The following is a 23,371-nucleotide window of genomic DNA, read 5'->3' as shown; positions in this document are numbered from 1 at the left end:
GACCGCGGCGCGGTGAGATGTGACGCCAGGATTTCCGCAACTTCGCAAGCCTGCTAGGCCGCGTTGTGAAGATGACTGCGAAGGCTGTATCAGTGTCGGACCTGTGCTCTGCGGCAGGTACCTTGGGTCAATGTTCTCGAAAGTCTTGGTTGCCAATCGCGGCGAAATCGCCATCCGCGCCTTCCGGGCGGCCTATGAACTGGGCATCGGGACGGTCGCCGTCTTTCCGTACGAGGATCGCAACTCGGTCCATCGTCTGAAGGCCGCCGAGTCGTACCAGATCGGCGAGGAGGGGCACCCGGTCCGGGCCTACCTGTCCATCGACGCGATCATCGATGCCGCCAAGTCCGCGGGCGCCGACGCCATCTACCCCGGCTACGGCTTCCTCTCCGAGAACCCCGACCTGGCCGCCGCGTGCGCCCGCGAGGGCATCACCTTCATCGGGCCGTCGGCCGAGGTGCTGGAGATGGCCGGCAACAAGGCCACCGCCATCGAGGCCGCCAAGGCCGCCGGGCTGCCGGTGCTGAAGTCCAGCGCGCCCTCGGCCGATGTGGACGCACTGCTGGCCGCCTCCGAGCAGCTCGAGTACCCGATCTTCGTCAAGGCCGTCGCCGGCGGCGGCGGGCGCGGCATGCGCCGCGTCGCCGAACCGGCGCAGCTGCGCGAATCGATCGAAGCGGCCTCCCGCGAGGCCGAATCCGCGTTCGGCGACCCGACGGTCTTCCTCGAGCAGGCCGTGGTGAACCCGCGCCACATCGAGGTGCAGATCCTGGCCGACCAGCACGGCAACGTCATGCACCTGTTCGAGCGCGACTGCTCGGTGCAGCGCCGGCACCAGAAGGTGATCGAGCTCGCCCCGGCCCCGAACCTGGATCCGGCGCTGCGCGAGCGGATCTGCAACGACGCCGTCGCCTTCGCCCGCCAGATCGGCTACAGCAACGCGGGCACCGTCGAGTTCCTGCTCGACGAGCGCGGCAACCACGTCTTCATCGAGATGAACCCGCGCATCCAGGTCGAGCACACGGTGACCGAGGAGATCACCGATGTCGATCTGGTGCAGTCCCAGCTGCGCATCGCCGCCGGGCAGACGCTGGAAGAGCTGGGCCTGAGCCAGGATTCGGTGTCCATCCGGGGCGCGGCGCTGCAATGCCGGATCACCACCGAGGATCCGGCCAACGGCTTCCGCCCCGACACCGGCCGCATCACCGCCTACCGCACCCCCGGCGGCGCGGGCATCCGGCTCGACGGCGGCGCGAACCTGGGCGCGGAGATCGGCGCCTACTTCGACTCGATGCTGGTGAAGCTGACCTGTCGCGGCCGCGACCTGCCCGCCGCGGCCGCCCGCGCCCGGCGCGCGCTGGCCGAGTTCCGGATCCGCGGCGTCACCACCAATATTCCGTTCCTGCTCGCGGTGCTCGACGATCCCGATTTCAAGCAGGGCCGGGTCACCACCTCCTTCATTGAGGAGCGGCCGCAACTGCTGGCGCTGCGCGGCTCCGCCGACCGCGGCACCAAGATCCTCAACTACCTGGCCGACATCACCGTCAACAAGCCGCACGGCGAGCGGCGCAGCGCGGTCTACCCGCACGACAAGCTGCCCGCCCTCGACCTGTCGGTGCCGCCGCCGGACGGATCCCGCCAGAAGCTGCTGCGGCTGGGCCCGGAGGGTTTCGCGCAGGCGCTGCGTGAGCAGAAGGCCGTCGGCGTCACCGACACCACCTTCCGCGACGCGCACCAGTCGCTGCTGGCCACCCGCGTGCGCACCAGCGGCCTGCTGGCCGTGGCCGGGCACGTGGCGCGGCTGACCCCGGAACTGCTCTCGATCGAGTGCTGGGGCGGGGCCACCTACGATGTCGCCCTGCGGTTCCTGTTCGAGGATCCGTGGGAGCGCCTGGCCGCGTTGCGCGAGGCCGTGCCCAATATCAACCTGCAGATGCTGCTGCGCGGGCGCAACACCGTCGGGTACACCCCGTACCCGGAAAAGGTCACGCGCGCTTTCGTTTCCGAGGCCGCCGCGACCGGTATCGACATCTTCCGCATCTTCGACGCGCTCAACAACGTGGACCAGATGCGCCCGGCGATCGACGCCGTCCGCGAAACCGGCACCACGCTGGCGGAGGTGGCGATGAGCTACACCGGTGACCTGTCGGACCCGAACGAGACCCTCTACACCCTCGACTACTACCTGAAGCTGGCCGAGCAGATCGTCGACGCGGGCGCGCACGTGCTCGCGATCAAGGACATGGCCGGGCTGCTGCGCGCGCCCGCCGCCGCGAAACTCGTGACGGCCCTGCGCAGCAACTTCGATCTGCCGGTGCACGTGCACACTCACGACACCCCCGGCGGTCAGCTGGCCACCTACCTCGCCGCCTGGCAGGCCGGGGCCGACGCCGTCGACGGCGCCTCGGCCGCCATGGCGGGCACCACGTCCCAGCCCGCCCTGTCCGCGATCGTGGCCGCCGCCGCGCACAGCGAATACGACACCGGGCTGAACCTGCAGAACGTGTGCGACCTGGAGCCGTACTGGGAGGCGCTGCGAAAGGTGTACGCCCCCTTCGAATCCGGGCTGCCCGCGCCCACCGGCCGGGTCTACACCCACGAGATCCCCGGCGGTCAGCTGTCCAATCTGCGGCAGCAGGCGATCGCGCTCGGCCTCGGCGACCAGTTCGAAGAGGTCGAAGCGAAATACGCCGCGGCCGACCGGCTGCTGGGTCGCCTGGTCAAGGTCACCCCGTCCTCGAAGGTGGTAGGCGACCTGGCCTTGGCACTGGTCGGCACCGGCGTCAGCGTGGACGAATTCGCCGCCGACCCGGGCCGCTACGACATCCCCGATTCCGTCATCGGTTTCCTGCGTGGCGAACTCGGCACGCCGGCGGGCGGCTGGCCGGAGCCATTCCGCACCAAGGCGCTGGCCGGGCGCAGTGCCGCCAAGCCGGAAACCGAGCTCGGCGCCGACGACGAAGCGGGCCTGAACGGCTCCTCGCTGGAGCGGCGCGCCACCCTCAACCGGCTGCTGTTCCCCGGTCCCACCGCCGAATTCGAGGCGCACCGCGAGAAGTACGGCGACACCACCGGCCTGTCGGCGAACCAGTTCTTCTACGGTCTGCGCCACGGCGAGGAGCACCGGGTGCAGTTGGAGAAGGGCGTCACGCTGCTGATCGGGCTGGAGGCCATCTCCGAACCCGACGATCGCGGCATGCGCACCGTGATGTGCATCCTCAACGGTCAGCTGCGTCCCGTCGCGATCCGCGACCGGTCCATCGCCAGCGAGGTGCCGGTCGCCGAGAAGGCCGACAAGTCCAACCCCGGACACCTGGCGGCCCCGTTCGCCGGCGTCGTCACCCTGGCCGTGTCCGAGGGCGACACCGTCGCCGCCGGCGACACCATCGGCACCATCGAGGCCATGAAAATGGAGGCCGCCATCACCGCGCCCCGCGCCGGCACCGTCGCCCGGGTCGCCATCACCAAGGTCCAGCAGGTCGAAGGCGGCGACCTCCTCGTCGAACTGTCCGTCACCGAATGACACGCATCGTCGCGGGCACAGCCGGCGGGCGGCGCCTCCGCGTCCCGCCCGCCGGCACCCGCCCCACCTCCGACCGCGTGCGCGAGGCGCTCTTCAGCGCCATCGACGCGCGGTTGGATCTGGAGGGCGTCCGCGTCCTGGACCTCTACGCGGGCTCCGGCGCCCTCGGCCTCGAAGCCCTCTCCCGCGGCGCCGCCCACGCCCTGCTCATCGAATCCGACCGCAAGGCCGCCGCCGTCATCCGCGGCAACATCACCGACCTCGCCCTCCCCGGAGCCGAACTCCGCCAGGGCTCGGTCGCCACCATCCTCCAAGCCGGCGGCAAAGCCGACTACGACCTCGTCTTCTCCGACCCGCCCTACGACCTCGACACCCCCACCGTCACCACCGACCTCCACCACCTCGCCACCCACCACTGGCTCGCCCCCGGCGCCCTCATCATCGTCGAGCGCTCCATCCGCTCCCCCGAAATCCCCTGGCCCCCAGGCTATTCCGTTGCGAAGCCGCGCAAGTACGGCGAAACCCGCCTAGAACTAGCCGAATACGACCCGGATCGCTAATCCAGCGCGATCGTCGGGTGATTCTCGAACATCGTCCAGACGACCCGCACCAGCTGGTCCGGCACGTTGCACGCAACCTTTGGCGCCGGCCCGGAAACTGGGAAAGTTGAGTACGGCAAACCTCGACCCTGAGCCGGCACCCGTCGTAACCCAGAAGGCCTTTGTGGCAATTCTTTGAAGTCTATTTATTCGGTTTGATCGTCTGTGGTAACGTTCCAGAGGTCCACTTCTTGTCAAGGTCTTCCAGTACGCCTTGTGGGCTTTTGCGTTCGGCCCGCGCTTGTAATTCGGTCCCGTCCAGAGGATCGATAATCTGATGACCTATCGACAGTGGAAGTATCATTGACGACGAGAAACGACGGCATGGCCTGCACCAGAGGGCGAGTTTCCCTCGCAGTTCGCCGATGACGGTTTCGGCGTAGTACCAGCGCAATGTGTTTTTACCGCAGACAGGGCACTGAGCGCTGGTACCTCTGTAGAGCATGGGCAGCAGTGGCTCGTTCTTTCTGCGAATAGCCTCCTCGTCTGGGCTGTACAGATGCCATCGAACAAAACTCATCTCGCCCCTGTTCGCCGTAAGAATTCCGTGTACATTTTCTCTCCATATTTCTCGGCGTCATCATGTGAACCGCCGACCGATTTATCATTCATCTTAAAGTATTCGTGATGCCAGACCTCGTGGAAAATTGTCTTTATCAGTTCGCCCTCGGATCTGAAGGCGATGTCGCCTACTTCGATCAATGGACGACCGGTAGGCCCGACTAGTGGCTTGCCGGCTACATGTGGTGAATTGCCATATTTGAGATCTTCATTCAATGACGGAGTGTAGACGATATCGTAATCGCTGACGCTCATTCCGGCCCGTCCGAGCATTCGCTTTATTCTTTTAATCTCGCTGCACGGTGTCAGACCCAGGGGATCCAGCCCGACAACGGGGTTGCGAGGGTAAGTGTTGGGGTTGGGTGCGGGCGGTAGGCCGAGTGGGTCCTGAGTGAGGTAGCGACCCGTGTGTGCATCGTAATAGCGATGGAGATTATAGTGCAGACCGGATTCATGGTCGTAGGTTTGGCCGGGGAAGCGAAGAATTGTGCTCGTGACGCCCCGCCACGATGTTTCGCCCCAGAGATCAGTGACGGCGGTGGCCAGAACTCTACCGTCGGTAGGATCTATGAGATCGGTGGGGGTTCCTACGAGATCGGTTGCGATAACAACGAATTCACGCTTGCTGCTGGTTCGTTTTTCCTGTGTTAGCGGGGTGTAAGTGTCCGGCTGGTACGTCCAGCGGGTAGTGGAATCTTCCGATTGCTCTTCGATGAGGGTTGTTGCATCCCAAGAGTATTCGGTGGACTCGAGGATATGTCCGTCTCGGCTATGACGAGATTTCGTCAGTCGTCGACCGAAACTATCGTAGGTATAGCGCCACCATTGCTGGTCGGGGGTAAATATATCGGTGAGGTGATCGAACGCGTCATAACGGTAATGCCAGATATCGGGTTGCCGGGATATTCGGGCCTTCTCCTTACGGATGAGGCGTCCGGCAGCGTCGTAGAAGTAGCGGGTGCGACCGTCGCGAATAAGGAGGTTGTTGAGGTACTCGCGGTTGCCAGCGGCGGGCGACGCAGCCGCGGAATCGTGGTCATTCTGGTTACCGTAGTGGCGATTGACGAGGGCGCTCGTAATATTGGCGAGTGCGTCGTAGGAGTACTTCTCGGTGGTGTGGCCGTTGGTGTCGAGGGTAGTGACGCGGCCATTGAGATCGAGTTGATATTCGCGGTGGACGGGAGCGAGGGCCGGACGGGTAGTTGTTTGACTGGTGATGTATCCGTCTGCGCGCCGCGTGTATGCGTCGTGACGGATCTGCCGTGAGCCGGGTGACTGCGGGGTCAGCCGCGTAGTGATTTCACGGCTGACGACTCGTCCGGCCGGCGTGAGCGTCTGATGTTGGGACAGCGCGCCTAGTTGCCAGCCCGTGCGGCGGTTCGAGGCATCATGAGTGAAGACGATCGTATGTTCATCAACTGATTGCGTGGTGACACGGCCGCCGATGTCAAGGCTCCACTGTGTAGTGGCGCCTCCGGCAGTTGCTCGTGCCGTGCGACGGTCGTGAATATCGTAGCTATAGGTGGTAATCGGCCGACTATCGACCTGCACGGAGGAGAGCTGGCCGCTCGGGGTGTGGGTGTAGTCGAGTCGGTGGGTAGTGTCGTGCCCAGTCCCGTTGGATGTCTGTGTTATTCGACCGACTCGATCGTGTTGATAGCGAATCCATTCGCCGGTGGTGGCGTGTATTTCGATAAGTCGGCCGAGAACGTCATAGGAGTGATGAAGTGTGACTCCGGTGGGTGTCGTGCTGGTGCTGAGGCGTCCGGTTGAGTCGTACGAGTAGCGGGTTTCTGCTCCGGTGTAGTCGACTTCAGCGTTGACACGTCCCACTGCGTCGTAGCGGTAGGCCCAACTGCGTCTGAGCGGGTTGACCACGCCGATCAGCTGGCGTTCTGTGTCCCAGACGTAGTGGGTCACAGATGCATCGGGTTCCGCTCGGGTGAGCAGCTGGTCGAATGCCCCATAGCGGTAGCGGGTCACACCACCAGCCTGGTCGACATGCGTAAGCAGGTTGCCTTCGCCGTCCCACTCCCATTGCTGGGTATGACCGTCTGGGTCTAGCCGACTCAGTAGCTTCCCTTCACTCGACCATTCGAGATGCGTTGCACCGCCCAAGGCGTCCGTGACAGTTGTTGGCCGGCCGAGATGGTCGCGAACGACGTGGGTTGCTGCCCCATAAGGATTGGTAACGGTGGTTGGGAGGCCTGCAGCGTCGACCTCGAAAAGTGTCCGCGCGCCGGTGGATTCGGTAATCGATGCGAGCGCCCCACCGGGATGCACAATGTACGAGGTTCGGATGCCGCCGTGATCAATAGTGGCGGTGAGATCTCCCTGTCCATCGTATTCGTGGCGAGTTACTTTGGCGTCGACGTCGGTTACCGCCACGGCTCGACGCGGTTCTGCATACTCGACGCTGATCGTCGCATCGTCTGCGCGAGTGAAAGTGAGGAGGTCACCGTCCTCGCTGTACTCGTAGCTGGTGATTGCGCCATCAGGAGTTACATGTCGAGTGGGCTGGTGGAACTCATTGAAGTCGGTGGATGTTGAAGCGTTGGACGCATCGATCGTTTCACGCAGCCGCAGTTGGTCGTCGAAGGTGTAAGTAGTTGCGGCGCCGAGGGAGTTGGTGAACTTGGTGCGGCTGCCCTCCGGCAGTGAGGTGTATTCGAAGCGGGCGGACAGGAACCCGTTGGTGCCCTCCTGCGCGACGACTCGCCCAGCGGTGTCATAGGTGTTGTGCAGGGTGTTGGCGTTGGAGTCGGTCCAGGACAGCATCCGGCCCGCGTCGTCGTAAGTGAAGGTTGTGGTCGCACCGACCCCGTTGGTGACTGCTGTGAGTTGGCCTGCGGTGTACCCGAATTCGCGGATTAGGGTGGCGATCTCGGTGCCGTCGGGGTTTGTGCCCAGGACGGTCAGGGCGGTGACTCGGTCTTCGGCGGTGTCGATGCGGACGTGGTAGCCGCCGGAGTGAGTGATCTCGGTGGGTGCGCCGTCGGCGTTGTAGTGGAACTGGATGCGGTTGTGGTGGCGGTCGGTGATCGCTGTGATGGCGTAGTTGCCGAGGCGGGTGTCGAGGCCGTTGAGAGCGGGGGCGGGGGAGAAGTGCCAGGTGAGTTCGCGGTCCGGGTCGAAGACCTGATAGGCACCGGTTTCGGTGCGGGACATGGTCATTCGCTGGCCGGGGCTGGTGGTGCGGATCGGCTGGTCGGGGACGGTGTGGGGGAAGACGAGGAGGAGGCCGTCTTCGCCGAGGAAGGTGATTCCTCGTTGTTCGATCACGATCCGCATGTCGAGGGTGGCCGACCATGTGGGGCCGAACCAGCGGCCGAAGGCGTAGGCGGATCGGTGGCGTCGGCCCAGGATCAGCGGCAGGACGCCGGGCAGTTCGAGATCGGTCGCGGGGAGCAGGAATTCGCCGGTGGCGGTATCGACCGGGTCGCCGCAGGTGGTGGTGATCTCGGGCTTGCGGGTGTTGTTGGTGCCGTTTTCCTCGGCCTTGGACAGGACCTTCTTGTCGGGGTCGGAGCGGTTCTCGGGTGTGCCGTTCTTTTCCTTGGTGGTGTTCGCCGGTGTCGTGGGGTTGCCGTCGCCGTCGTTCTTGGCCGGGTTGGTGGGGTTCGTGTCCTGTTTGGGGTTGTCGGTTTTCGACGGGTCGGTCGAGGCGGGTTTGGTGGTGTCTGTCGAGGCGGGCTTGGTCGAATCGTCGGTCTTGTCACCGGTTTTGGTGTTCTTTTTCGACCCGGTGGTCAGGTCGGTCTTGCCGTCCTTGCCTTTGAGCTTCTTCACGATCGACTGGAACGCGGTCTTCAACCGAGCCAGCAGCGGTTTCAACTTGGACATGGTCTTGGCCAGGCGGGCGAACAGTTTCGAGATGGTGGCGGTGACTTTGGCGATGTAGGCGGTGGCCTGCACGGCGATCAGGGGTGCGGCGGTGCCGAGGGAGAACAGGGCTTCGGCGGCCCAGACCGCGAGGCGGCCGACGGTTTGGGCGATGAGGTCTTTGACGGTGTCGCGGACCGCGGAGACGACCATGCCGGCCATCTCGATGGCGGTCGAGGCGGCCGAGGCGGCTTGAACCGCGGCGTTCAAGGCGTCCGAGGTCTCGGCTGCCCGGGTTTTGTAGGCGGTGGCGGCCGCGCCGGTCCAGGCGGCGATGTCGGATTCGACGGCGGATTTGTGCGTGGCGGCGGCTTCGGCGATTTTGGCGGAGACGTTGGACCAGGTCTTGGCGTAGGCGGCGATTTGCTCGGGATCGCCGGCGATCCAGTCGAGGGCGTCTTGCAGGGGCTGGCAGTGGTCGATGAGCCAGCCGACGCCGTAGGAGGCGAGGGTGCCGAGGGGGTCGACGACCAGGGCGACGCCTTCGGCGGCGAGTCCGGCCATGCCGAGTCCGGCGTCGAGCCAGGAGCCGGAGGAGATGGCTTCGGAGAGGTCGGAGACGGTGTCGAAAAGGCTGACGCCGGAATACCATTCGGTGGCGGACTCTTCCTTGGCGGCGATCAGCGAGTTCTCGCTCACGAAGCGGTGTCCTGGATTTTGGCGGTCTGCGCCTTCGTCTTGCCGGCATTCGCCTCGTCGGTGGCGGTGAAGCTGTCGGCGATCTGCTCCAGCTTGCCCGCGTCCGTGCCGACCGCGTCGATGGCGGCCTGGATCGCGGCGGCGCCTTCGGATTCGACGGAGTCGATGAACAGGGGAGGCAGGAAGGAGCAGAGCTTTCCGTTAGGCATCGGTGTCGACGGAGACCGATTTCGCGGCGTCCAGCGCCAGGGCCAACGGGTCGCTGAGCTTCTTGATATTCGTGGCGTGGGTGTGGACCGCTGCCGGGTCCACGCTCGCTGAATCAGCCATCTCTGTTGTACCTCCCCCAGCCGGGAACCGGCCCCGAACAACGACTTCCGCGGCACGAGCCGCTGGGCCCGATGGTATCCGGCGGCAAAGCGAGGGGCCAAGGCGTTGCGGCGGGGAAAGGGCGGTAGCGTCGCGGCATGGCTGGAGCACTGTGCCCGGGGTCGTTCGATCCCGTGACCAATGGGCATCTCGATATTTTCGCGCGGGCGGCGGGGCAGTTCGACGAGGTCGTGGTGACCGTGTCGATCAACCCGAAGAAGCAGGGCATGTTCAGTGTGGACGAGCGGATGGAGATGCTGCGGGAGACGACCGCGCATCTGCCGAACGTCCGGATCGCGGCCTGGCAGGGACTCACCGTCGATTTCGCCAAGCAGGAGGGGATCGGGGCGATCGTGAAGGGGCTGCGCGACGCCAACGACTTCGGCTACGAACTGCCGATGGCGCAGATGAACAAGAAGCTCACCGGGGTGGATACGTTCTTCATCGTCGGTGATCCGGCGTTCAGCTTCGTGTCCAGCTCGCTGGTCAAGGAGGTGGCGGCCTACGGGGGCGAGGTCGCCGACATGCTGCCGCCGCTGGTGCACAAACGGCTGCTGGCCCGGCTCGCCGAGAACCGCGCCTGATACGAGAAAGCCCCGGTTCCATCCGGAACCGGGGCTTTGTTCTCAGCTCAGAACACCAGGCCGCGCAGTGCGAGGAAGCGCAGCCCGCCGACCGCGGCGGTCAGCGCCAGCACCGCTCCGGCCTGGGCCGCGCCGCCGAGCCCGGGCGCCCAGATCTCCAGGGCGGCCAGTCCGGCCGTGCTGATGCCGAGTCCGATCAGGGCCAGCCCGCCGCCTTCCCACTGTGCGGTGAACCAGCCGACCCGGCCGGCGGCGTGGAAGGTGAGCTGGCGGTGCAGTTCGTTGGCGATGACGGTGGAGACGACCGATCCGGCGACGTTGGCGACCAGCGGCCCGATGCCGTGCATCGCGAAGAACAGCAGCACGTAGGCGATATTGCTGGAGCCGCCGACGAGGGCGAAGCGGATCAGCTGCGCGAAGGCGCGGTCACCGCGCAGGTAGCGCAGCAGGTGGCCGAACCCGACGGTGGTCAGCTCTCCCATGCCCGGGTAGGCGACAGCCCACGGGGTGTACATGCTCGCGGGGAGTACCGGCTGCCGTGGAGCCTCGAGAACCGTCATGGTGTTTCCGATCGAACGTGAGTCCCGGGGGACTCCTATCTGTTCCTCGTGTACTGCTTGTTCAGTATGTACTGAACAACTAAAACGAGTCAATCATCAGCTCAGTGTGCTGGTCAGCGCCTGCCGTGTGCTTAAGAAGTTCTTTCTCAGGGTCGTCTTGTGCTTCTTTAAGAATGTAGCACCAAGCGGAGGGTGGTTCTCCACTTCTTTTGTGTGGCGTTGCAGACACTGGCGCGACACACCGGTACGGGTCTCGGCGTGAGCCGTGATCGCAGGCACACTGGCAGAGGTAGACACGGCAGAGAAGCGGGAGTGATCCATGTATCGCGTATTCGAAGCACTCGACGAGCTGGTGGCCATCGTCGAAGAGGCGCGCGGCATCCCGCCCACCCGTAATTGCATCGTGCCGCGCGGCGACGTCCTGGAACTGCTCGACGACGTGCGCGACGCGCTGCCCGGCGAGCTCGATGATGCCCAGGACGTCCTGGACCACCGGGACAAGCTGGTCTCCGACGCCAGATCCGCGGCCGAGACCACCGTCGCCACCGCCAATGATCAGGCCGAGGAAACCGTCGGCTCCGCCCGTGCCGAGGCCGATCGCATCCTCGCCGACGCCAAGGCGCACGCCGACCGGATGGTCGCCGAGGCCGGCGCGCACGCCGACCGGCTGGTGGCCAGCGCTCAGGCCGAGGCCGACCGCGTGATCGCCGACGGCAACGCCGAATACGAATCCGTCACCGGTCGGGCCCGGATCGAATCCGAGCGCATGATCGAGGCCGGGCAGGCCTCCTACGACCGCTCGGTGGCCGACGGCCAGGCCGAGCAGTCCCGCCTGGTTCAGCAGACCGAGGTGGTGCGGGCCGCGCACGCGGAATCGGCGCGCCTGATCGACAGCGCCCAGGTCGAAGCGGACCGGATGCGCGACGAATGCGACCACTACGTCGACTCCACGCTCGCCGATTTCGAGGAAACCCTCAACGCCACCCTGCGGACGGTCGGGCGCGGCCGGCACCAGCTGCGTTCGGGCGTCGGCTCGCCGGACTACGTCTCCGAGTACCGCCGCTGACCAACGAGCGCTGACCTGGTCGGTTTTGGGCTGGACCGGCCGCTCCAGTACTGTGGAGTGGTTGCCCATCCTCTTCTTCCGATCGTGAGGTGAGTTCGTGATGTCCGCTGACAGCGGTCGTATGTCGCGTTCGCGTGCGGCCTCGCGCCGCGAGCCCGACGGTGCCTTCGTGCTCGACACCCGCAGCCTGGGGCGTCGCCCCGGTGATATGCGGGAGTTGCGGCGCACCGTCACCCTCGCCGATCGGCTGGGGCTGGAGATGGTCGCCGCGCCCGCGGGCGCCGAGGTGCAGCTCGATCTGATGCTGCAGTCGGTTTCCGAGGGTGTGCTGGTCACCGGCACGGTGACCGCGCCGACCGAGGGGGAGTGCTCGCGCTGCCTGGAGCCGTTCACCGGTGAGGTGCAGCTGTACCTCACCGAGCTGTTCGCCTACCCGGACAGCGCTACCGAGCAAACCACCGAGGAAGACGAAGTGCACCGCCTGGTCGACGACACCGTCGATCTGGAACCGGTGATCGTCGATGCCATCGGGCTGGAGCTGCCGCTGCAGCCGACGTGCACCCCGGATTGCCCCGGGCTGTGCGCGCAATGTGGTGTACGGATGGCGATTGCGGGATCTGATCACTCGCATGAGATACTTGACCCTCGCTGGGCCAAGCTCGCGTCGTTTGCCGCCGAATCGCCCAAGCAACAAGACCAGTAGTAGTACAAAACCCCGTTAAGAACTAGGAGAGTCAGTCGTGGCCGTTCCCAAGCGCCGGATGTCCCGTTCCAACACCAGGTCGCGGCGCAGCCAGTGGAAGGCTGCCGCGCCGACCCTGATCACCTGCCCGAACCGCGCCTGCGGCCAGCCGACCCTGCCGCACGTGGCGTGCCCGTCCTGCGGCACCTACAAGGGCCGCCAGGTCACCGCAGCCGTCTGACGGTTCGATCTCCACGTACCGACGTGACTGCCAGCAAGGACGCCATCGGCGCGACCGGTGACCACGCGAGCCTGCTCACCGCGCTCGGAGTCGACGTACGACCGGATCTGCTTCGGCTCGCGCTGACGCACCGGTCGTACGCCTACGAGAACGGTGGGCTGCCGACGAACGAGCGCCTGGAATTCCTGGGCGACTCCGTGCTCGGCCTGAGCATCACCGAGCGCCTATACCACGAGCACCCGGACAAGTCCGAGGGCGAACTGGCGAAGCTGCGCGCGAGTGTGGTGAACATGCACGCGCTCGCCGAGGTGGCGCGTGGCCTGGGCCAGGGTGGGCTCGGCCCGCACCTGCTCCTCGGTAAGGGCGAAGAGCTCACCGGCGGCCGGGACAAGCCCAGCATTCTCGCCGACGGCATGGAATCGCTGCTGGGCGCCGTGCACCTCGAGCACGGCATCGAGGTGGCGCGCGGCGTCGTGCTGCGGTTGTTCGCCGAACTGCTCGAGCGCGGCCCCCGCATGGGCGCCGGCCTGGATTGGAAAACCAGTCTGCAGGAGCTCACCGCCGAGCGCGGGATCGGTGTGCCGGCCTACGAGATCACCTCGACCGGCCCCGATCACGACAAGGAATTCACCGCGACCACCGTGATCGGTGGCCGTTCCTACGGTCAGGGCATCGGGCGTTCCAAGAAGGAAGCCGAGCAGAAGGCGGCGGGCGCCGCCTACCAGGCGCTGACCGCCGAATCCTGACCCCTGGAGCCTGATACGTGCCCGAACTTCCCGAGGTAGAGGTGGTTCGGCGCGGTCTGGCCGAGCATGTCGTGGGCCGGGTCATCGACGCGGTGGCCATCACCCATCCCCGGTCGGTGCGCCGGCATCTCGAGGGCGCCGCCGATCTGGCCGCCCGGATGCAGGGCCTGAAGGTCGAATCCGCGCAGCGCCGCGGCAAATTCCTCTGGCTCACCTTCGACGACCCCGATGCGGCTCTGGTCGTGCACCTGGGCATGAGCGGCCAGATGCTGGTGCAGGCCGCGGACGCGCCGGTCGAGAAGCACGCCCACATCCGCGCCACCCTGCACGACGGCACCCAGCTGCGATTCGTCGACCAGCGCACCTTCGGCGGCTGGGCGCTCGCGCCGATCGTCGAGGTGGACGGCACCCGGCTGCCGGAGCCGGTCGCGCACATCGCGCGGGATCCGCTCGACCCGCTGTTCGACCTCGAGGCCGCGGTCGCGGCGATCCGTGCCAAGCAGACCGAGATCAAGCGGGTGCTGCTCGATCAGACGGTGGTTTCCGGCGTCGGCAACATCTACGCCGACGAGGCGCTGTGGCGGGCGAAGATCCACGGCAACCGGACAGCGTCCGGGCTGACCCGACCGGCCGTGCGCACCCTGCTGACCGAGGCCACCGCCGTGATGAGCGACGCGCTGGCGGCCGGGGGCACCTCCTTCGACGCGCTGTATGTCAACGTCAACGGGCAGTCCGGGTACTTCGAGCGATCTCTGAATGTCTACGGGCGCGAGGACGAACCCTGCCGCCGCTGCGGCGCCCCTGTTCAGCGCATGAAATTCATGAATCGGTCGTCGTTTTTCTGCGGGCGCTGCCAACCCTCGGGGGACGGCAGGCGGCGGAGCCGCCGGGGTGGGTAGGCAAAGCCTCGCGGGTTGTGAGCCAACCGAGCTACCGTTTCTTCTAGGTGGCCGGGCATGAGGCCGGCCGTCGGGAGGAAGGACCACATGCGCAAGCTCACGTATTACGTCGCATCGACGATCGATGGCTTCATCGCCACCGAGGAGGGATCGGTCGATTTCTTCCCGGTGGGGGGCGACCACGGTCCGGCGATCACCGCGCAATATCCGGAGACGCTGCCGACGAAGGTGCGCGAGGCCAGGGGCATCACCAAGAAGGCCGCCTACTTCGACACGGTGCTGATGGGGCGTAAGACGCACGACTTCGGGGTGCGGACCGGCACGTCGAGCCCGTACGCGCATCTGCGTCAGTTCGTGGTGTCCACCACGCTGCCCGAAAACCCGGACCCGGCGGTGGAATTGATCGCGGCCGATCCGGTGGCGAAGGTGCAGGAGCTCAAACGTGAGCGGGGGCTGGGGATCTGGCTGTGCGGCGGCGGCGAACTCGCGCAGGTGCTGCTGCCGGAGATCGATCAGATCTTCCTGAAGCTGTATCCGATCCTGCTGGGCCGCGGTAAGTCGCTGTTCGGCGCCGGGCCGCGGCTGCCCGATCCGGCGCGGTTCCGGGTGATCACCAGCCGGGTGTTCGAGGACGGCGTCGCCTTCGTGAAGTACAGCAGGATTCGGTAAAGCGCCGTGGCCGACCAGGATCCGACCGTGACGGGCTCCGCACCGGGCCCGGTGGAGGCCCTGCGCGAGATCGGGTTCTGGTTGGAACGCGAACGCGCGGAAACACATCGGGTGAAGGCCTACCGGCGCGCGGCCGACGTCGTGGCCGGGCTGTCCGACGCCGAGCGCGCGAAACACGAACGCGCGCACAGCTGGCAGGAGCTGGCCGGGATCGGCCCGAAGACCGCCGCGGTCATCGAGCAGGCGGCCTCCGGCACGCTTCCGGTCTACCTGGCGGACCTGCGCGCGGCCGCGAAGCCGATCGGCGTGCCCGGCAAACCGCTGCGCGCCGAGCTGCGCGGTGATCTGCACACGCACTCCGACTGGTCCGACGGCGGCAGCCCGATCGTCGAGATGATGAGCGTCGCAGCGGCTCTGGGGCACGAGTACTGCGCGCTGACCGACCACTCGCCGCGCTTGACCGTGGCCAACGGGCTCTCGGCGGCCCGGCTGCGCAAGCAATTGGACGTCGTGGCCGAGCTGAACGAGCGCCTCGCGCCGTTCCGGATCCTCACCGGCATCGAGGTCGACATCCTCGACGACGGCGCCCTCGATCAGCAGGCCGAGCTGCTCGCCGAGCTGGATATCGTGGTGGCGAGCGTGCATTCGCATCTGCGCGCCGACAGCGAGACGATGACCAAGCGCATGGTCTACGCGGTCGCCAACCCGAATGTGGACGTGCTCGGCCACTGCACCGGTCGCCTGGTGACCGGCGGCCGCGGCACCCGGCCCGAGTCCACGTTCGACGCCGAGGTGGTGTTCGAGGCGTGCAAGCAGTACGGCACCGCCGTCGAGATCAATTGCCGCCCGGAGCGCCGTGATCCGCCCTCGCGGCTGATGAAATTGGCTGTGGAGACCGGCTGCTACTTCTCCATCGACACCGACGCGCACGCCCCCGGTCAGCTGGATTGGCAGGGCTACGGCTGCGAACGCGCGGTCGCCAACGGCGTTCCCGCGGAACGGGTTATCAATACCTGGCCGCTGGCGGATCTGCTGGCCTGGACTCGCTAGTCCGGTCCGGTGGCGGTGCGATGAACTGTTGCCGAACACTGTCGTAGCGCCGTGGCGTGCCGCGCACCGCCGCCGACAATGGGGGAAAGTGCCGTCACGGCCGAATCTGTGGGGGAGTGGGAACACAGGTGGGCGATTTTCCGCTCGATACCGTCCTGGCGCTCGTCGGTATCGCGGTGCCGGTCGGTGCGTTTCTCTGGGAGTTCGTCGTGGTCGGGCGGCGACGACTCGGCTACCGCGTGCAGATGGACACGCCCGTCACCGGCGAGATCGCCTCGGCGTTCCCGGGCGTGCTCGAGCAACTGCGCCCGAGCCGGGCCGAACTGCGGGATCTGTCGGTGGTGCTGGTCCGGATCGAGAACAGCGGCGCCACCACCGTCGAGCCCGGCGACTATCTGCTGCCGTCCCCGAGAATCGGTCTGCACCTGCGTTTTCCGCAGCGCCGCGTGGTCGGGATGGCGGTGACCGAACTCAGCGATCCGGCGCTGGCCGACAGTCTCGGGAGCACCTCGGGCCTCGGGGTGCGCGAGGACACCGCGGGCCATATCGGCGTGATCGATCTGCCCCGCGTGCTGCTGAATCGGTCCGACCACTACAAGATCCTCGCGATCCTGCAGCGCTCGGAGGGCAACGGGGAGTATTCGCCGCCGGTGCTGGTCGGCGGCATCAAGGGCGGGCGCGTCACCGAAACCCGCAGCCGCACCGGCGCCTCGCGGATGATGCTGGCGCTCACCGCGTTCCTGGTGCTGGTGATCGTGGTGCAGTTCGCCGTCGCCGCCCTGGAACCCGCGCCCGCGCCGGCGGATTGCGCCGCGGGCCGGCTCACCCTGGTCGGGTCCTCGGCGTTCGAGCCGGTGATCCGGCAGGCGGCGGCGCAGTACGCGAGCCGCTGCCCGCGTGCGGAATTCGATTTCGGGTTCGAGGGTACCGAGCGGGGGCTGGATCGAGTCACGGTGCAGGGCAGGGACAATCGAGAACTGCTGACGATCAGCGACGGTTCCAAGGGCGCGGCCTACCCCGCGCTGCGGCATCGCGCGCTGGCGCTGTCGCTGTTCTCGGTGATCGTGCACCGGGACGTGGGGGTGCGCGACCTGACCGTCGCGCAGGTCCGCGACCTCTACCAGGATCGGATCACCAACTGGAAAGAGCTGGGCGGCAGAGATATTCCGGTCGTGCTGGTGAACCGGCTGCCCGGCTCCGGCACGCGTGACACCTTCGATCGGCGGCTGCTCGACGCCGCCGGGCAGCCGCCGCGCCGCCACGTCAGCTGCACCGGCATCAAGGATCTCATCGGCACCCGGCCCGAGCACTGCGACGTACAGGTGACCGGCGACATGATCGCCGCGGTGGCCGAGTTGCCCGGCGCGGTCGGGTACAGCGCGTCGTCCGAGGCGAGCAAGGCCGACCTGGTGCCGGTCACCCTCGGCGGGGTCCCGGCCGAGCGGGACGCGGCGATCGAGCGGACCTACCCGTTCTGGGGCGTCGAGTACGCCTACAGCTACGGCGACCCGCCCGGTGATTCGCTCGCCGCGGCGTTCCTGCGGTTCCTGACCGAGCAGACGGGGCAGGAGGTCCTGCGCGCGTTCGGCAACGCGCCCTGCGCCGATCTGCCCGACCGGGATCGCTGCCTGCCGGACTGATGTCACAGTTGCCGGTGCTGTCTCGTCCACCTGGTGGAACCCACCGACGAAAGGAGACGCCACCATGGCACGTCTGAACCTGCCCGAACTCGCCCCCGAGGTCTACAAGGGCTGGTACGAGGCGGAAATGGCGATCCGGCGCGGGCCGCTGGACGCCACGGTGCGCGAACTGGTCAAGATTCGCGTGTCCCAGCTCAACGGCTGCCTCTACTGCATCGACATGCACACCACCGATGCGCGCCTGCACGGGGAGACCGAGCAGCGCATCTACTACCTGAACGCCTGGCGCGAGTCGGTCAAGTTCAGCGCGGCGGAGAAGGCGGCGCTCGCCTACGCGGAGGAGGTGACCGCCCTGGGCCCGCACGGTGTGACCGACGCGGTCTGGGCCGAGGTGCAGGCGGAGTTCGAGGAGGGCGCGCAGGCCGGGTTGGTGGCGGTGACCGCCATGATCAACCTGTGGAATCGCATCGGCGTGCCGCTGCGGATGGAGCCGCCGAAGCCCTGAGGCCGCCCGGCCGGCCGATGGTGGAATCGGCCGGCCGATCCGATCCTCGGTCGTGAAGATGTCGGTGGCCTGAGCCAGGATGGAGGCATGACCGAACTATCGCTACGGGAATTGAACCGGACGCTGCTGGTGCGTCAGATGCTGACCGAGCGGGTCGAGCTGGCGCCGCTGGAGCTGATCCGGCATCTCGTCGCGGTCCAGGGGCAGGAACCGAACTGGCCCTACGTCGGCTTGTGGACGCGCCTGGCCGGATTCACCCACGCCGATCTCGAAGGTCTGTTGCGCGAGCGGAAGCTGGTGCGCTCCACCATGATCCGGCGCACCGTGCATCTGGCCACCGCCGAGGATTTCGGCTGGCTGCGTCCCACGGTGCAGCCGTGGATCGATGCGATGCTCAAGGCCGCCTACTACCGCGACGAGATCGAGGGCGTCGATCTGGCGCGCTTGGCGGCCTCGGGGCGCGAGCTCCTGGCCGGGAAGGCGCTGTCTCGCAGCGATTTCGGCCGATTACTGGCCGAGCGGTTCCCCGACCGGCATGTGCGCCGGCTCGCGGAATCGGTCGAGGTGATGGTCCCGATGGCGCACAGCGCCGAGACGGGCGCGTGGGGCCGCTGGCGCAACCGCTATGTCACGGTCGGGCTGGCCGAGGAGTGGATCGGCGCACCGCTGGGCCCCGCCGATCCCGAGCAGCTGATCCGCCGCTATCTGGCCGCCTTCGGCCCGGCCACCGTCGCCGATATGCAGGCGTGGTCCGGCACCACCAGGCTGGCCGAGGTGATCGACGGAATGCGTTCGGAGCTCACCGTTTTCACCGACGATCAGCACAAGGTGCTCTTCGATCTGCCCGGCGCGCCGCTGGCCGATCCGGAGCTGGCCGTCCCGGTCCGCTTCCTGCCCGCCTTCGACAACGCCGTGCTCGGGCACAAGGATCGCCGCCGCATCATCAGCGAAACGGATCGCCAGCGCATCGCCAAGGAGGCCTCGGCGGGCATTCCGATGTACCTGGTGGACGGTTTCGTGCACGGCCGCTGGGCGCTGGACGGCGGCACCGTCCGGATCACCCCGTGGCATCCTCTGAGCAGCGCCGACGAGGCCGCGGTGCGGGCCGAGGCGGAGGCGCTGCTGCCGTTCGTCGCGGCGGAGGAAGAGCACAAGGTCGTCATCGAGGGCTAGTCGTTCGCGGGCGGCGGGTGCGCACCTCGCCCTGCTGGATCCGGACGGTGGTGCCCGACGGGTCGCGGAACGCGGAGTCGCGCGGGCCCCACGGGCGATCGACCGGCTCCTGCAGCACCGTGGCGCCGGTGGCGCGCACCCGCTCGAAGGTGCTTTCGAGGTCCTCGGTGGTGAACACGAGCATGGGCAGGATGCCCTTGACGAGCAGGGCTTGCAGGGCGTCGCCGTCTTCCTGGGAACGGCCCGCGTGCGGGCGGGACAGCACATATTGCAGGCCGGGCTGGGCGGGACCGGCGAGGTTGACCCAGCGCTTGTCGCCGGCGCCGACGTCGGAGACCACCTCCAGGCCGAGCCCGTCCCGGTAGAAGGCCAGCGACTCGTCGAAATCGAGAACGGTGACCTGGTAGTACTGCAGAGCCAGGGCCGCGCGGGGCGGTTGAAACGGTGTGTTGCACATGAGAATTACGGTAGGCGCGGGGCCGGGGCGCGGGCTTCTCGATTCCTGATCACCTCGCGGGCGATCGATGTGCTTGGGTGGGGTGATGCGGAAGCGGACGTGGTCGGCCGGTCTGGTGGGCGTGCTGCTGTGGGGCGAGTGGGTGAACTGGCGCGCCTCGCTCCGGAGTGTCGGCCCCGGGCGCGGCGGCTCCGAGGCGGTCGTGGTGCTCGGTTTTCGCAACGGCGGTGCGCGGGCCAACGCGATGAATCGCTGGCGGATGCGCGCCGGGTTGCGCTCGGTGGATACCGGTGCGGTGGACAGCCGGCTCGTGCTCTGCGGCGGGGCGTGCGCGGGCCCGCGAAGCGAGGCGTCGCTGCTGGCCGATTACGCCCGGGAGCGCGGTTATCGCGGTGTGCCGTTGCTGGAGGAACAGAGCCGGAATACCTGGGAGAACATCGCTTTCGCGATACCGCTGATCCAGGACGCCGACCGGATCAAGATCGTGTCGGTGCCCCTGCACGCGGCGAAGGCACGGCGCTATCTGGCGCGGCAGCATCCGGAGCTGGCGGAGCGGCTGGTGCGGGGTGCGGAGTATCGCTTCGGCGAATGGCTGCCGCTCAAGCCTTTGCTCGCGCTGTACGGGTTGCGCGCGGACGCGACCGGCGGGTGAATCAGCGACCGGGTGTCGGCGGCGGGGTGGTGGTGGTCGTCGGATACTGGGTGGTCAGAACCGGTAGTCGATAGGGCAGCTGCTGGTTGGGCGGTTGCTGGTTCGTCGGGGTCCGCGGGGAGTCGAACGCCGTCACCCCGGCCAGCACCACGCACAGCGCGCCCACGCAGCCGAGCAGCGGCCGTAGCCACATGCCGGGCCCCCGCCGGGCGGACCCACCCGCCCCCTGCTGACCCCGCATGCCGACTCCCACCACTCGATCCCCTTGCCGATCAGATCGGCGGCGGTCGCCCGATAGTTACGGCGGCACTAGGCTCGCGCGCATGAGAGCTGTGTTGGTGACCGGGGCGGGTCGCGGTATCGGTGCGGCGGTCGCGCTGCGGCTGGCCGAGCGGGGCTGGCGTGTCTACGCCGGTGTACGCAAGATCGCGGACGGCGAGGCGCTGGCCGAGCGGCACGCGGGCATCGTCCCGGTCGTGCTCGACATCACCGACGCCGGTCAGATCGCGGCGCTGGACGAAATCCTGCCCGAGGAACTGGACGCGATCGTCAACAACGCCGGGATCGTGGTCGACGGGCCGGTGGAGACGCTGACGGTGCCGGCGCTGCGCGAGCAGTTCGAGGTCAACGTGTTCGGCACGCTCGCGGTGACCCAGGCCGTGCTGCCGCGACTGCGGAAAAGCAAGGGGCGCATCGTTTTCCTGTCCTCGTTGAGCGGCCGGATCTCCACGCCGGGGACGGGCGCCTACAACTCCTCGAAGTTCGCGCTCGAGGGCCTGGCGGACGCGCTGCGGATCGAGCTGCGGCCGTGGCGAATTCCGGTGTCGCTGGTGGAGCCGGGGCCGACCGACACCGATATGTGGGGCGGGGCACTGGACATGGTGGACGCGGGCCTGGAGCGCCTCACGCCCGCCCAGCGCGCGCTGTACGGGTCGCAGCTGACGGGCATGCGCAGGATGGCGGCCCAGGTGCAGAAGGTCGCGGCCCCGGTGCGCACCGTGGTCGACGATGTCGAGCGCGCGCTCACCGCGCGCCGGCCGCGGGCCCGCTATGTGGTCGGCGTCGCGGGCAAGGCGCAGGTCGTGGCCACCGCGCTCACGCCGACCCCGGTGCTGGACCTGCTGCTCGCGTTCGCGAGCGGCATCAGGCGCAGATGAACGGCGTGACGATCGGTCAGGCGGCGGCGTTCGCGGGCGTCACGATCAAGACCGTGCGGCACTATCACAAGCACGGTCTGGTCGCCGAGCCCGAACGGGACAGCTCCGGCTACCGGCGCTACGGCTCGGCGGACCTGCTGCGGCTGGTGCAGGTGCGCACGCTGGCCGCCGCCGGGGTCCCGCTCGCCGATGTCGCGGCCCTGCTCGACGCCGACGCCGCGGCGTTCGCCACCGCGCTGGCCGACGTCGAGCACCAGCTCACCGCGCGGATCGAGGAGTTGATCGCACGGCGCGACACCCTGCACCGGCTGGCCGACGGCGACCGCACCCTGCTGCCCGATCGCGCGGTCGCCGTGCTGCGCCGGATGCCCGAACTCGGCTTCGCCGCGGACGACGTCGCCGCGGCCCGCGAGGGCATGGTGCTGGCCAGGGCGCTGGTCCCGGAGGGCTTCGACGATTACCTGACCAATGTCGAGCCCGCCCTGGAGGATCCGGAGTTCGTCGCCTTGAGCAAACGGGCCGCCGAAGCCGCGACCTGGGCGCCCGACGACCCGCGCCTGGTCGAGATCGCCGACGCGATGGCCGAGCACTACCTCGCCAACCCGGCGCATTTGAAGATCGTCACCGGCTTGCAAGCCCGCACGGAAGCCGGGACCAGATACAAGATGATCGCCGACCACGGCGGTGAGCAGGCGCCGGGCGGTGTCCGGTTGGTCGCGCTCGTGGAGGCGCGGCTGCGGGCCGCGGGCGTCTACATTCCCCGGCCGGACACGCACTAGCGGTTTCTTGTCGCCGCGCGGGCAGAGGGCCGGCCCCCTGCCCGCGCAGAGATCAGCTTCGCACCGGGAAGCGGCTGTCCAGCTCCACGTTCAGCCCCAGCACGTCGACGCGCGGTTCACCGAGAAAGCCGAGCGTGCGGCCCCGGGTGTGGGCGGCGACGACCTCGCGGAGTTGGTCGGCGGTGATACCGCGCGCGGCGGCGACCCGCGCGACCTGGATGGCCGCGTACTCCGGCGAGATGTCCGGGTCCAGGCCGCTGCCGCTGGCGGTGACCGCGTCGGCGGGCACGGCGGGCACGGCCGGGACGTCACCGGGGATCGGGATGATCCGGCCGATCGAGTAGTCCACGCCGGGCTGCGCGCACTCGACCGCGACCCCGCGGTAGGTGTCCAGGAACGGCTTGGCGGGGCACGCCTGATTGACGCTCACCACCTGCGTCGGCCGGGAGATCTCGCCGTCGCTGTCGCGCGGGCCGATGACCGAGAGCACCGCGCCCAGACCGTCTTCGGTGCAGAACGCCCGCCGTCCGTCGACGCCTTCGCGGGCGCCGATCTCCTTGCTGCGGGTGCAGATGACGCTGAGCAGACCGGCGCGGCCCTCCGGGTCGAAGACGTTCTGATCGACGATGTCCTCGGGTCCGAGGTTGCTCGCCGAGGACGACATCGGGTCGTACCCGTCGCCCGCCGCGGACGGCCGGCTCTGGAAGTACCGGGGCAGGGCGACGCCGTCGGCGTCGGTGAAGGATTGCCCGATCAGGCTGGAGCCCACCACCTTTCCGTCGACCTCGAGCAGCGAGCCGTCGGCCTTGTCCTTCAGGCCGGGCAGCTGTCCGACCGCGAAAACCGCCAGGGGGTAGACGATTCCGGTGATCACGGTGAGCACGAGCAGTGCCCGCAGGGCGGCGAGGTGCTGCCGGAGCCAAGTAGACATACGCATT

Annotated in this window: 23 protein-coding genes; 16 read left to right on the top strand and 7 right to left on the bottom strand. The window is 67.6% G+C overall.

Annotation, left to right across the window (positions count from 1 at the left end; translation table 11 throughout):
* Positions 1-130 precede the first annotated feature (130 nt).
* Positions 131-3,523, top strand: coding sequence for a pyruvate carboxylase (locus tag AB0I43_RS33780; protein WP_356980082.1), 3,393 nt, complete (start codon positions 131-133; stop codon positions 3,521-3,523).
* On the top strand, positions 3,520-4,083 hold the full coding sequence (gene rsmD / locus AB0I43_RS33775) for a 16S rRNA (guanine(966)-N(2))-methyltransferase RsmD (protein WP_356980084.1): 564 nt from the start codon (positions 3,520-3,522) through the stop codon (positions 4,081-4,083). Before AB0I43_RS33780 ends, rsmD begins: the two co-directional genes overlap by 4 nt.
* Positions 4,084-4,638: 555 nt before the next feature.
* Here rsmD and AB0I43_RS33770 read toward each other — a convergent pair.
* The 3 genes from AB0I43_RS33770 to AB0I43_RS33760 are packed head-to-tail and all read right to left on the bottom strand — an operon-like array spanning position 4,639 to position 9,534.
* Positions 4,639-9,204 carry a DUF6531 domain-containing protein gene (locus tag AB0I43_RS33770; RefSeq protein WP_356980086.1) on the bottom strand — a complete coding sequence of 1,522 codons (4,566 nt, stop codon included), beginning with the start codon at positions 9,202-9,204 and terminating at the stop codon, positions 4,639-4,641.
* On the bottom strand, positions 9,201-9,413 hold the full coding sequence (locus AB0I43_RS33765) for a hypothetical protein (RefSeq protein WP_357433350.1): 213 nt from the start codon (positions 9,411-9,413) through the stop codon (positions 9,201-9,203). Before AB0I43_RS33765 ends, AB0I43_RS33770 begins: the two co-directional genes overlap by 4 nt.
* Positions 9,406-9,534 carry a hypothetical protein gene (locus AB0I43_RS33760; RefSeq protein ID WP_357433348.1) on the bottom strand — a complete coding sequence of 43 codons (129 nt, stop codon included), beginning with the start codon at positions 9,532-9,534 and terminating at the stop codon, positions 9,406-9,408. Before AB0I43_RS33760 ends, AB0I43_RS33765 begins: the two co-directional genes overlap by 8 nt.
* A 137-nt stretch (positions 9,535-9,671) precedes the next feature.
* Here AB0I43_RS33760 and coaD point away from each other — a divergent pair, with 137 nt between their 5' ends.
* The gene (gene coaD / locus AB0I43_RS33755; RefSeq protein ID WP_356980089.1) at positions 9,672-10,157 is read left to right on the top strand and encodes a pantetheine-phosphate adenylyltransferase; all 486 of its coding nucleotides are present in this window, start codon (positions 9,672-9,674) and stop codon (positions 10,155-10,157) included.
* A gap of 47 nt (positions 10,158-10,204) precedes the next feature.
* Here the strand turns inward: coaD and AB0I43_RS33750 are convergent, their stop codons facing one another.
* A complete protein-coding gene (locus AB0I43_RS33750) occupies positions 10,205-10,717 on the bottom strand; it encodes a GtrA family protein (protein ID WP_356980091.1) in 513 nt (170 codons plus the stop codon).
* A 319-nt stretch (positions 10,718-11,036) separates the two neighbouring features.
* Here AB0I43_RS33750 and AB0I43_RS33745 point away from each other — a divergent pair, with 319 nt between their 5' ends.
* The 10 genes from AB0I43_RS33745 to AB0I43_RS33700 all read left to right on the top strand — a co-directional run bounded on the left by AB0I43_RS33745 (position 11,037) and on the right by AB0I43_RS33700 (position 19,388).
* On the top strand, positions 11,037-11,783 hold the full coding sequence (locus AB0I43_RS33745; protein WP_356980093.1) for a DivIVA domain-containing protein: 747 nt from the start codon (positions 11,037-11,039) through the stop codon (positions 11,781-11,783).
* A gap of 100 nt (positions 11,784-11,883) precedes the next feature.
* On the top strand, positions 11,884-12,486 hold the full coding sequence (locus AB0I43_RS33740; RefSeq protein WP_356980095.1) for a DUF177 domain-containing protein: 603 nt from the start codon (positions 11,884-11,886) through the stop codon (positions 12,484-12,486).
* 37 nt (positions 12,487-12,523) lie between these two features.
* The gene (gene rpmF / locus AB0I43_RS33735; protein WP_356980097.1) at positions 12,524-12,706 is read left to right on the top strand and encodes a 50S ribosomal protein L32; all 183 of its coding nucleotides are present in this window, start codon (positions 12,524-12,526) and stop codon (positions 12,704-12,706) included.
* A 23-nt stretch (positions 12,707-12,729) separates the two neighbouring features.
* On the top strand, positions 12,730-13,452 hold the full coding sequence (gene rnc, locus AB0I43_RS33730) for a ribonuclease III (RefSeq protein WP_356980099.1): 723 nt from the start codon (positions 12,730-12,732) through the stop codon (positions 13,450-13,452).
* Positions 13,453-13,469: 17 nt separating this feature from the next.
* Positions 13,470-14,351 carry a bifunctional DNA-formamidopyrimidine glycosylase/DNA-(apurinic or apyrimidinic site) lyase gene (gene mutM, locus AB0I43_RS33725; RefSeq protein ID WP_356980101.1) on the top strand — a complete coding sequence of 294 codons (882 nt, stop codon included), beginning with the start codon at positions 13,470-13,472 and terminating at the stop codon, positions 14,349-14,351.
* Positions 14,352-14,438: 87 nt separating this feature from the next.
* Positions 14,439-15,020 (top strand): dihydrofolate reductase family protein, encoded by a 582-nt coding sequence (locus tag AB0I43_RS33720; protein ID WP_356980103.1) that lies wholly within the window; start codon positions 14,439-14,441, stop codon positions 15,018-15,020.
* A 27-nt stretch (positions 15,021-15,047) separates the two neighbouring features.
* On the top strand, positions 15,048-16,070 hold the full coding sequence (locus AB0I43_RS33715; RefSeq protein WP_356980105.1) for a PHP domain-containing protein: 1,023 nt from the start codon (positions 15,048-15,050) through the stop codon (positions 16,068-16,070).
* 128 nt (positions 16,071-16,198) lie between these two features.
* Positions 16,199-17,710, top strand: coding sequence for a substrate-binding domain-containing protein (locus AB0I43_RS33710; protein WP_356980107.1), 1,512 nt, complete (start codon positions 16,199-16,201; stop codon positions 17,708-17,710).
* Between the two features lie 64 nt (positions 17,711-17,774).
* Complete coding sequence (locus AB0I43_RS33705) at positions 17,775-18,215, top strand: carboxymuconolactone decarboxylase family protein (protein ID WP_356980109.1); 441 nt, start codon at positions 17,775-17,777, stop codon at positions 18,213-18,215.
* Between the two features lie 87 nt (positions 18,216-18,302).
* Positions 18,303-19,388, top strand: a complete 1,086-nt coding sequence (locus AB0I43_RS33700; protein ID WP_356980111.1) for a winged helix DNA-binding domain-containing protein — start codon at positions 18,303-18,305, stop codon at positions 19,386-19,388.
* Here the strand turns inward: AB0I43_RS33700 and AB0I43_RS33695 are convergent.
* A complete protein-coding gene (locus AB0I43_RS33695; protein WP_356980113.1) occupies positions 19,375-19,845 on the bottom strand; it encodes a VOC family protein in 471 nt (156 codons plus the stop codon). The two genes, AB0I43_RS33700 and AB0I43_RS33695, sit on opposite strands and share 14 nt — an antisense overlap.
* A gap of 85 nt (positions 19,846-19,930) precedes the next feature.
* On the opposite strand from AB0I43_RS33695, the gene AB0I43_RS33690 reads away from it, so the two are divergent.
* The gene (locus AB0I43_RS33690; RefSeq protein ID WP_356980115.1) at positions 19,931-20,497 is read left to right on the top strand and encodes a YdcF family protein; all 567 of its coding nucleotides are present in this window, start codon (positions 19,931-19,933) and stop codon (positions 20,495-20,497) included.
* 1 nt (position 20,498) lies between these two features.
* Here the strand turns inward: AB0I43_RS33690 and AB0I43_RS33685 are convergent, their stop codons facing one another.
* Positions 20,499-20,738, bottom strand: a complete 240-nt coding sequence (locus AB0I43_RS33685; RefSeq protein ID WP_356980117.1) for a hypothetical protein — start codon at positions 20,736-20,738, stop codon at positions 20,499-20,501.
* Positions 20,739-20,820: 82 nt separating this feature from the next.
* On the opposite strand from AB0I43_RS33685, the gene AB0I43_RS33680 reads away from it, so the two are divergent.
* Together AB0I43_RS33680 and AB0I43_RS33675 are read left to right on the top strand one after the other, a co-directional pair.
* Complete coding sequence (locus AB0I43_RS33680) at positions 20,821-21,654, top strand: SDR family oxidoreductase (protein ID WP_356980119.1); 834 nt, start codon at positions 20,821-20,823, stop codon at positions 21,652-21,654.
* Positions 21,651-22,433, top strand: coding sequence for a MerR family transcriptional regulator (locus AB0I43_RS33675; RefSeq protein WP_356980121.1), 783 nt, complete (start codon positions 21,651-21,653; stop codon positions 22,431-22,433). Before AB0I43_RS33680 ends, AB0I43_RS33675 begins: the two co-directional genes overlap by 4 nt.
* Positions 22,434-22,485: 52 nt before the next feature.
* Here the strand turns inward: AB0I43_RS33675 and AB0I43_RS33670 are convergent, their stop codons facing one another.
* Positions 22,486-23,370 carry a potassium-transporting ATPase subunit C gene (locus tag AB0I43_RS33670; protein ID WP_356980123.1) on the bottom strand — a complete coding sequence of 295 codons (885 nt, stop codon included), beginning with the start codon at positions 23,368-23,370 and terminating at the stop codon, positions 22,486-22,488.
* Position 23,371: the final 1 nt, after the last annotated feature.

Source organism: Nocardia sp. NPDC050435 (assembly GCF_040655395.1).
In the GTDB taxonomy this organism is placed as follows: domain Bacteria; phylum Actinomycetota; class Actinomycetes; order Mycobacteriales; family Mycobacteriaceae; genus Nocardia.
Note: the sequence above shows the minus strand (reverse complement) of the source record. Positions and strands in the feature narration are given on the sequence as shown.

Coding starts and splice junctions, on each gene's coding strand:
- AB0I43_RS33780 (WP_356980082.1), top strand. CDS start 131: ATGTTCTCGAAAGTCTTGGTTGCCAATCGCGGCGAAATCGCCATCCGC.
- rsmD (WP_356980084.1), top strand. CDS start 3,520: ATGACACGCATCGTCGCGGGCACAGCCGGCGGGCGGCGCCTCCGCGTC.
- AB0I43_RS33765 (WP_357433350.1), bottom strand. CDS start 9,413: ATGCCTAACGGAAAGCTCTGCTCCTTCCTGCCTCCCCTGTTCATCGAC.
- AB0I43_RS33760 (WP_357433348.1), bottom strand. CDS start 9,534: ATGGCTGATTCAGCGAGCGTGGACCCGGCAGCGGTCCACACCCACGCC.
- coaD (WP_356980089.1), top strand. CDS start 9,672: ATGGCTGGAGCACTGTGCCCGGGGTCGTTCGATCCCGTGACCAATGGG.
- AB0I43_RS33750 (WP_356980091.1), bottom strand. CDS start 10,717: ATGACGGTTCTCGAGGCTCCACGGCAGCCGGTACTCCCCGCGAGCATG.
- AB0I43_RS33745 (WP_356980093.1), top strand. CDS start 11,037: ATGTATCGCGTATTCGAAGCACTCGACGAGCTGGTGGCCATCGTCGAA.
- AB0I43_RS33740 (WP_356980095.1), top strand. CDS start 11,884: ATGTCCGCTGACAGCGGTCGTATGTCGCGTTCGCGTGCGGCCTCGCGC.
- AB0I43_RS33720 (WP_356980103.1), top strand. CDS start 14,439: ATGCGCAAGCTCACGTATTACGTCGCATCGACGATCGATGGCTTCATC.
- AB0I43_RS33705 (WP_356980109.1), top strand. CDS start 17,775: ATGGCACGTCTGAACCTGCCCGAACTCGCCCCCGAGGTCTACAAGGGC.
- AB0I43_RS33700 (WP_356980111.1), top strand. CDS start 18,303: ATGACCGAACTATCGCTACGGGAATTGAACCGGACGCTGCTGGTGCGT.
- AB0I43_RS33695 (WP_356980113.1), bottom strand. CDS start 19,845: ATGTGCAACACACCGTTTCAACCGCCCCGCGCGGCCCTGGCTCTGCAG.
- AB0I43_RS33690 (WP_356980115.1), top strand. CDS start 19,931: ATGCGGAAGCGGACGTGGTCGGCCGGTCTGGTGGGCGTGCTGCTGTGG.
- AB0I43_RS33685 (WP_356980117.1), bottom strand. CDS start 20,738: ATGCGGGGTCAGCAGGGGGCGGGTGGGTCCGCCCGGCGGGGGCCCGGC.
- AB0I43_RS33680 (WP_356980119.1), top strand. CDS start 20,821: ATGAGAGCTGTGTTGGTGACCGGGGCGGGTCGCGGTATCGGTGCGGCG.
- AB0I43_RS33675 (WP_356980121.1), top strand. CDS start 21,651: ATGAACGGCGTGACGATCGGTCAGGCGGCGGCGTTCGCGGGCGTCACG.
- AB0I43_RS33670 (WP_356980123.1), bottom strand. CDS start 23,370: ATGCGTATGTCTACTTGGCTCCGGCAGCACCTCGCCGCCCTGCGGGCA.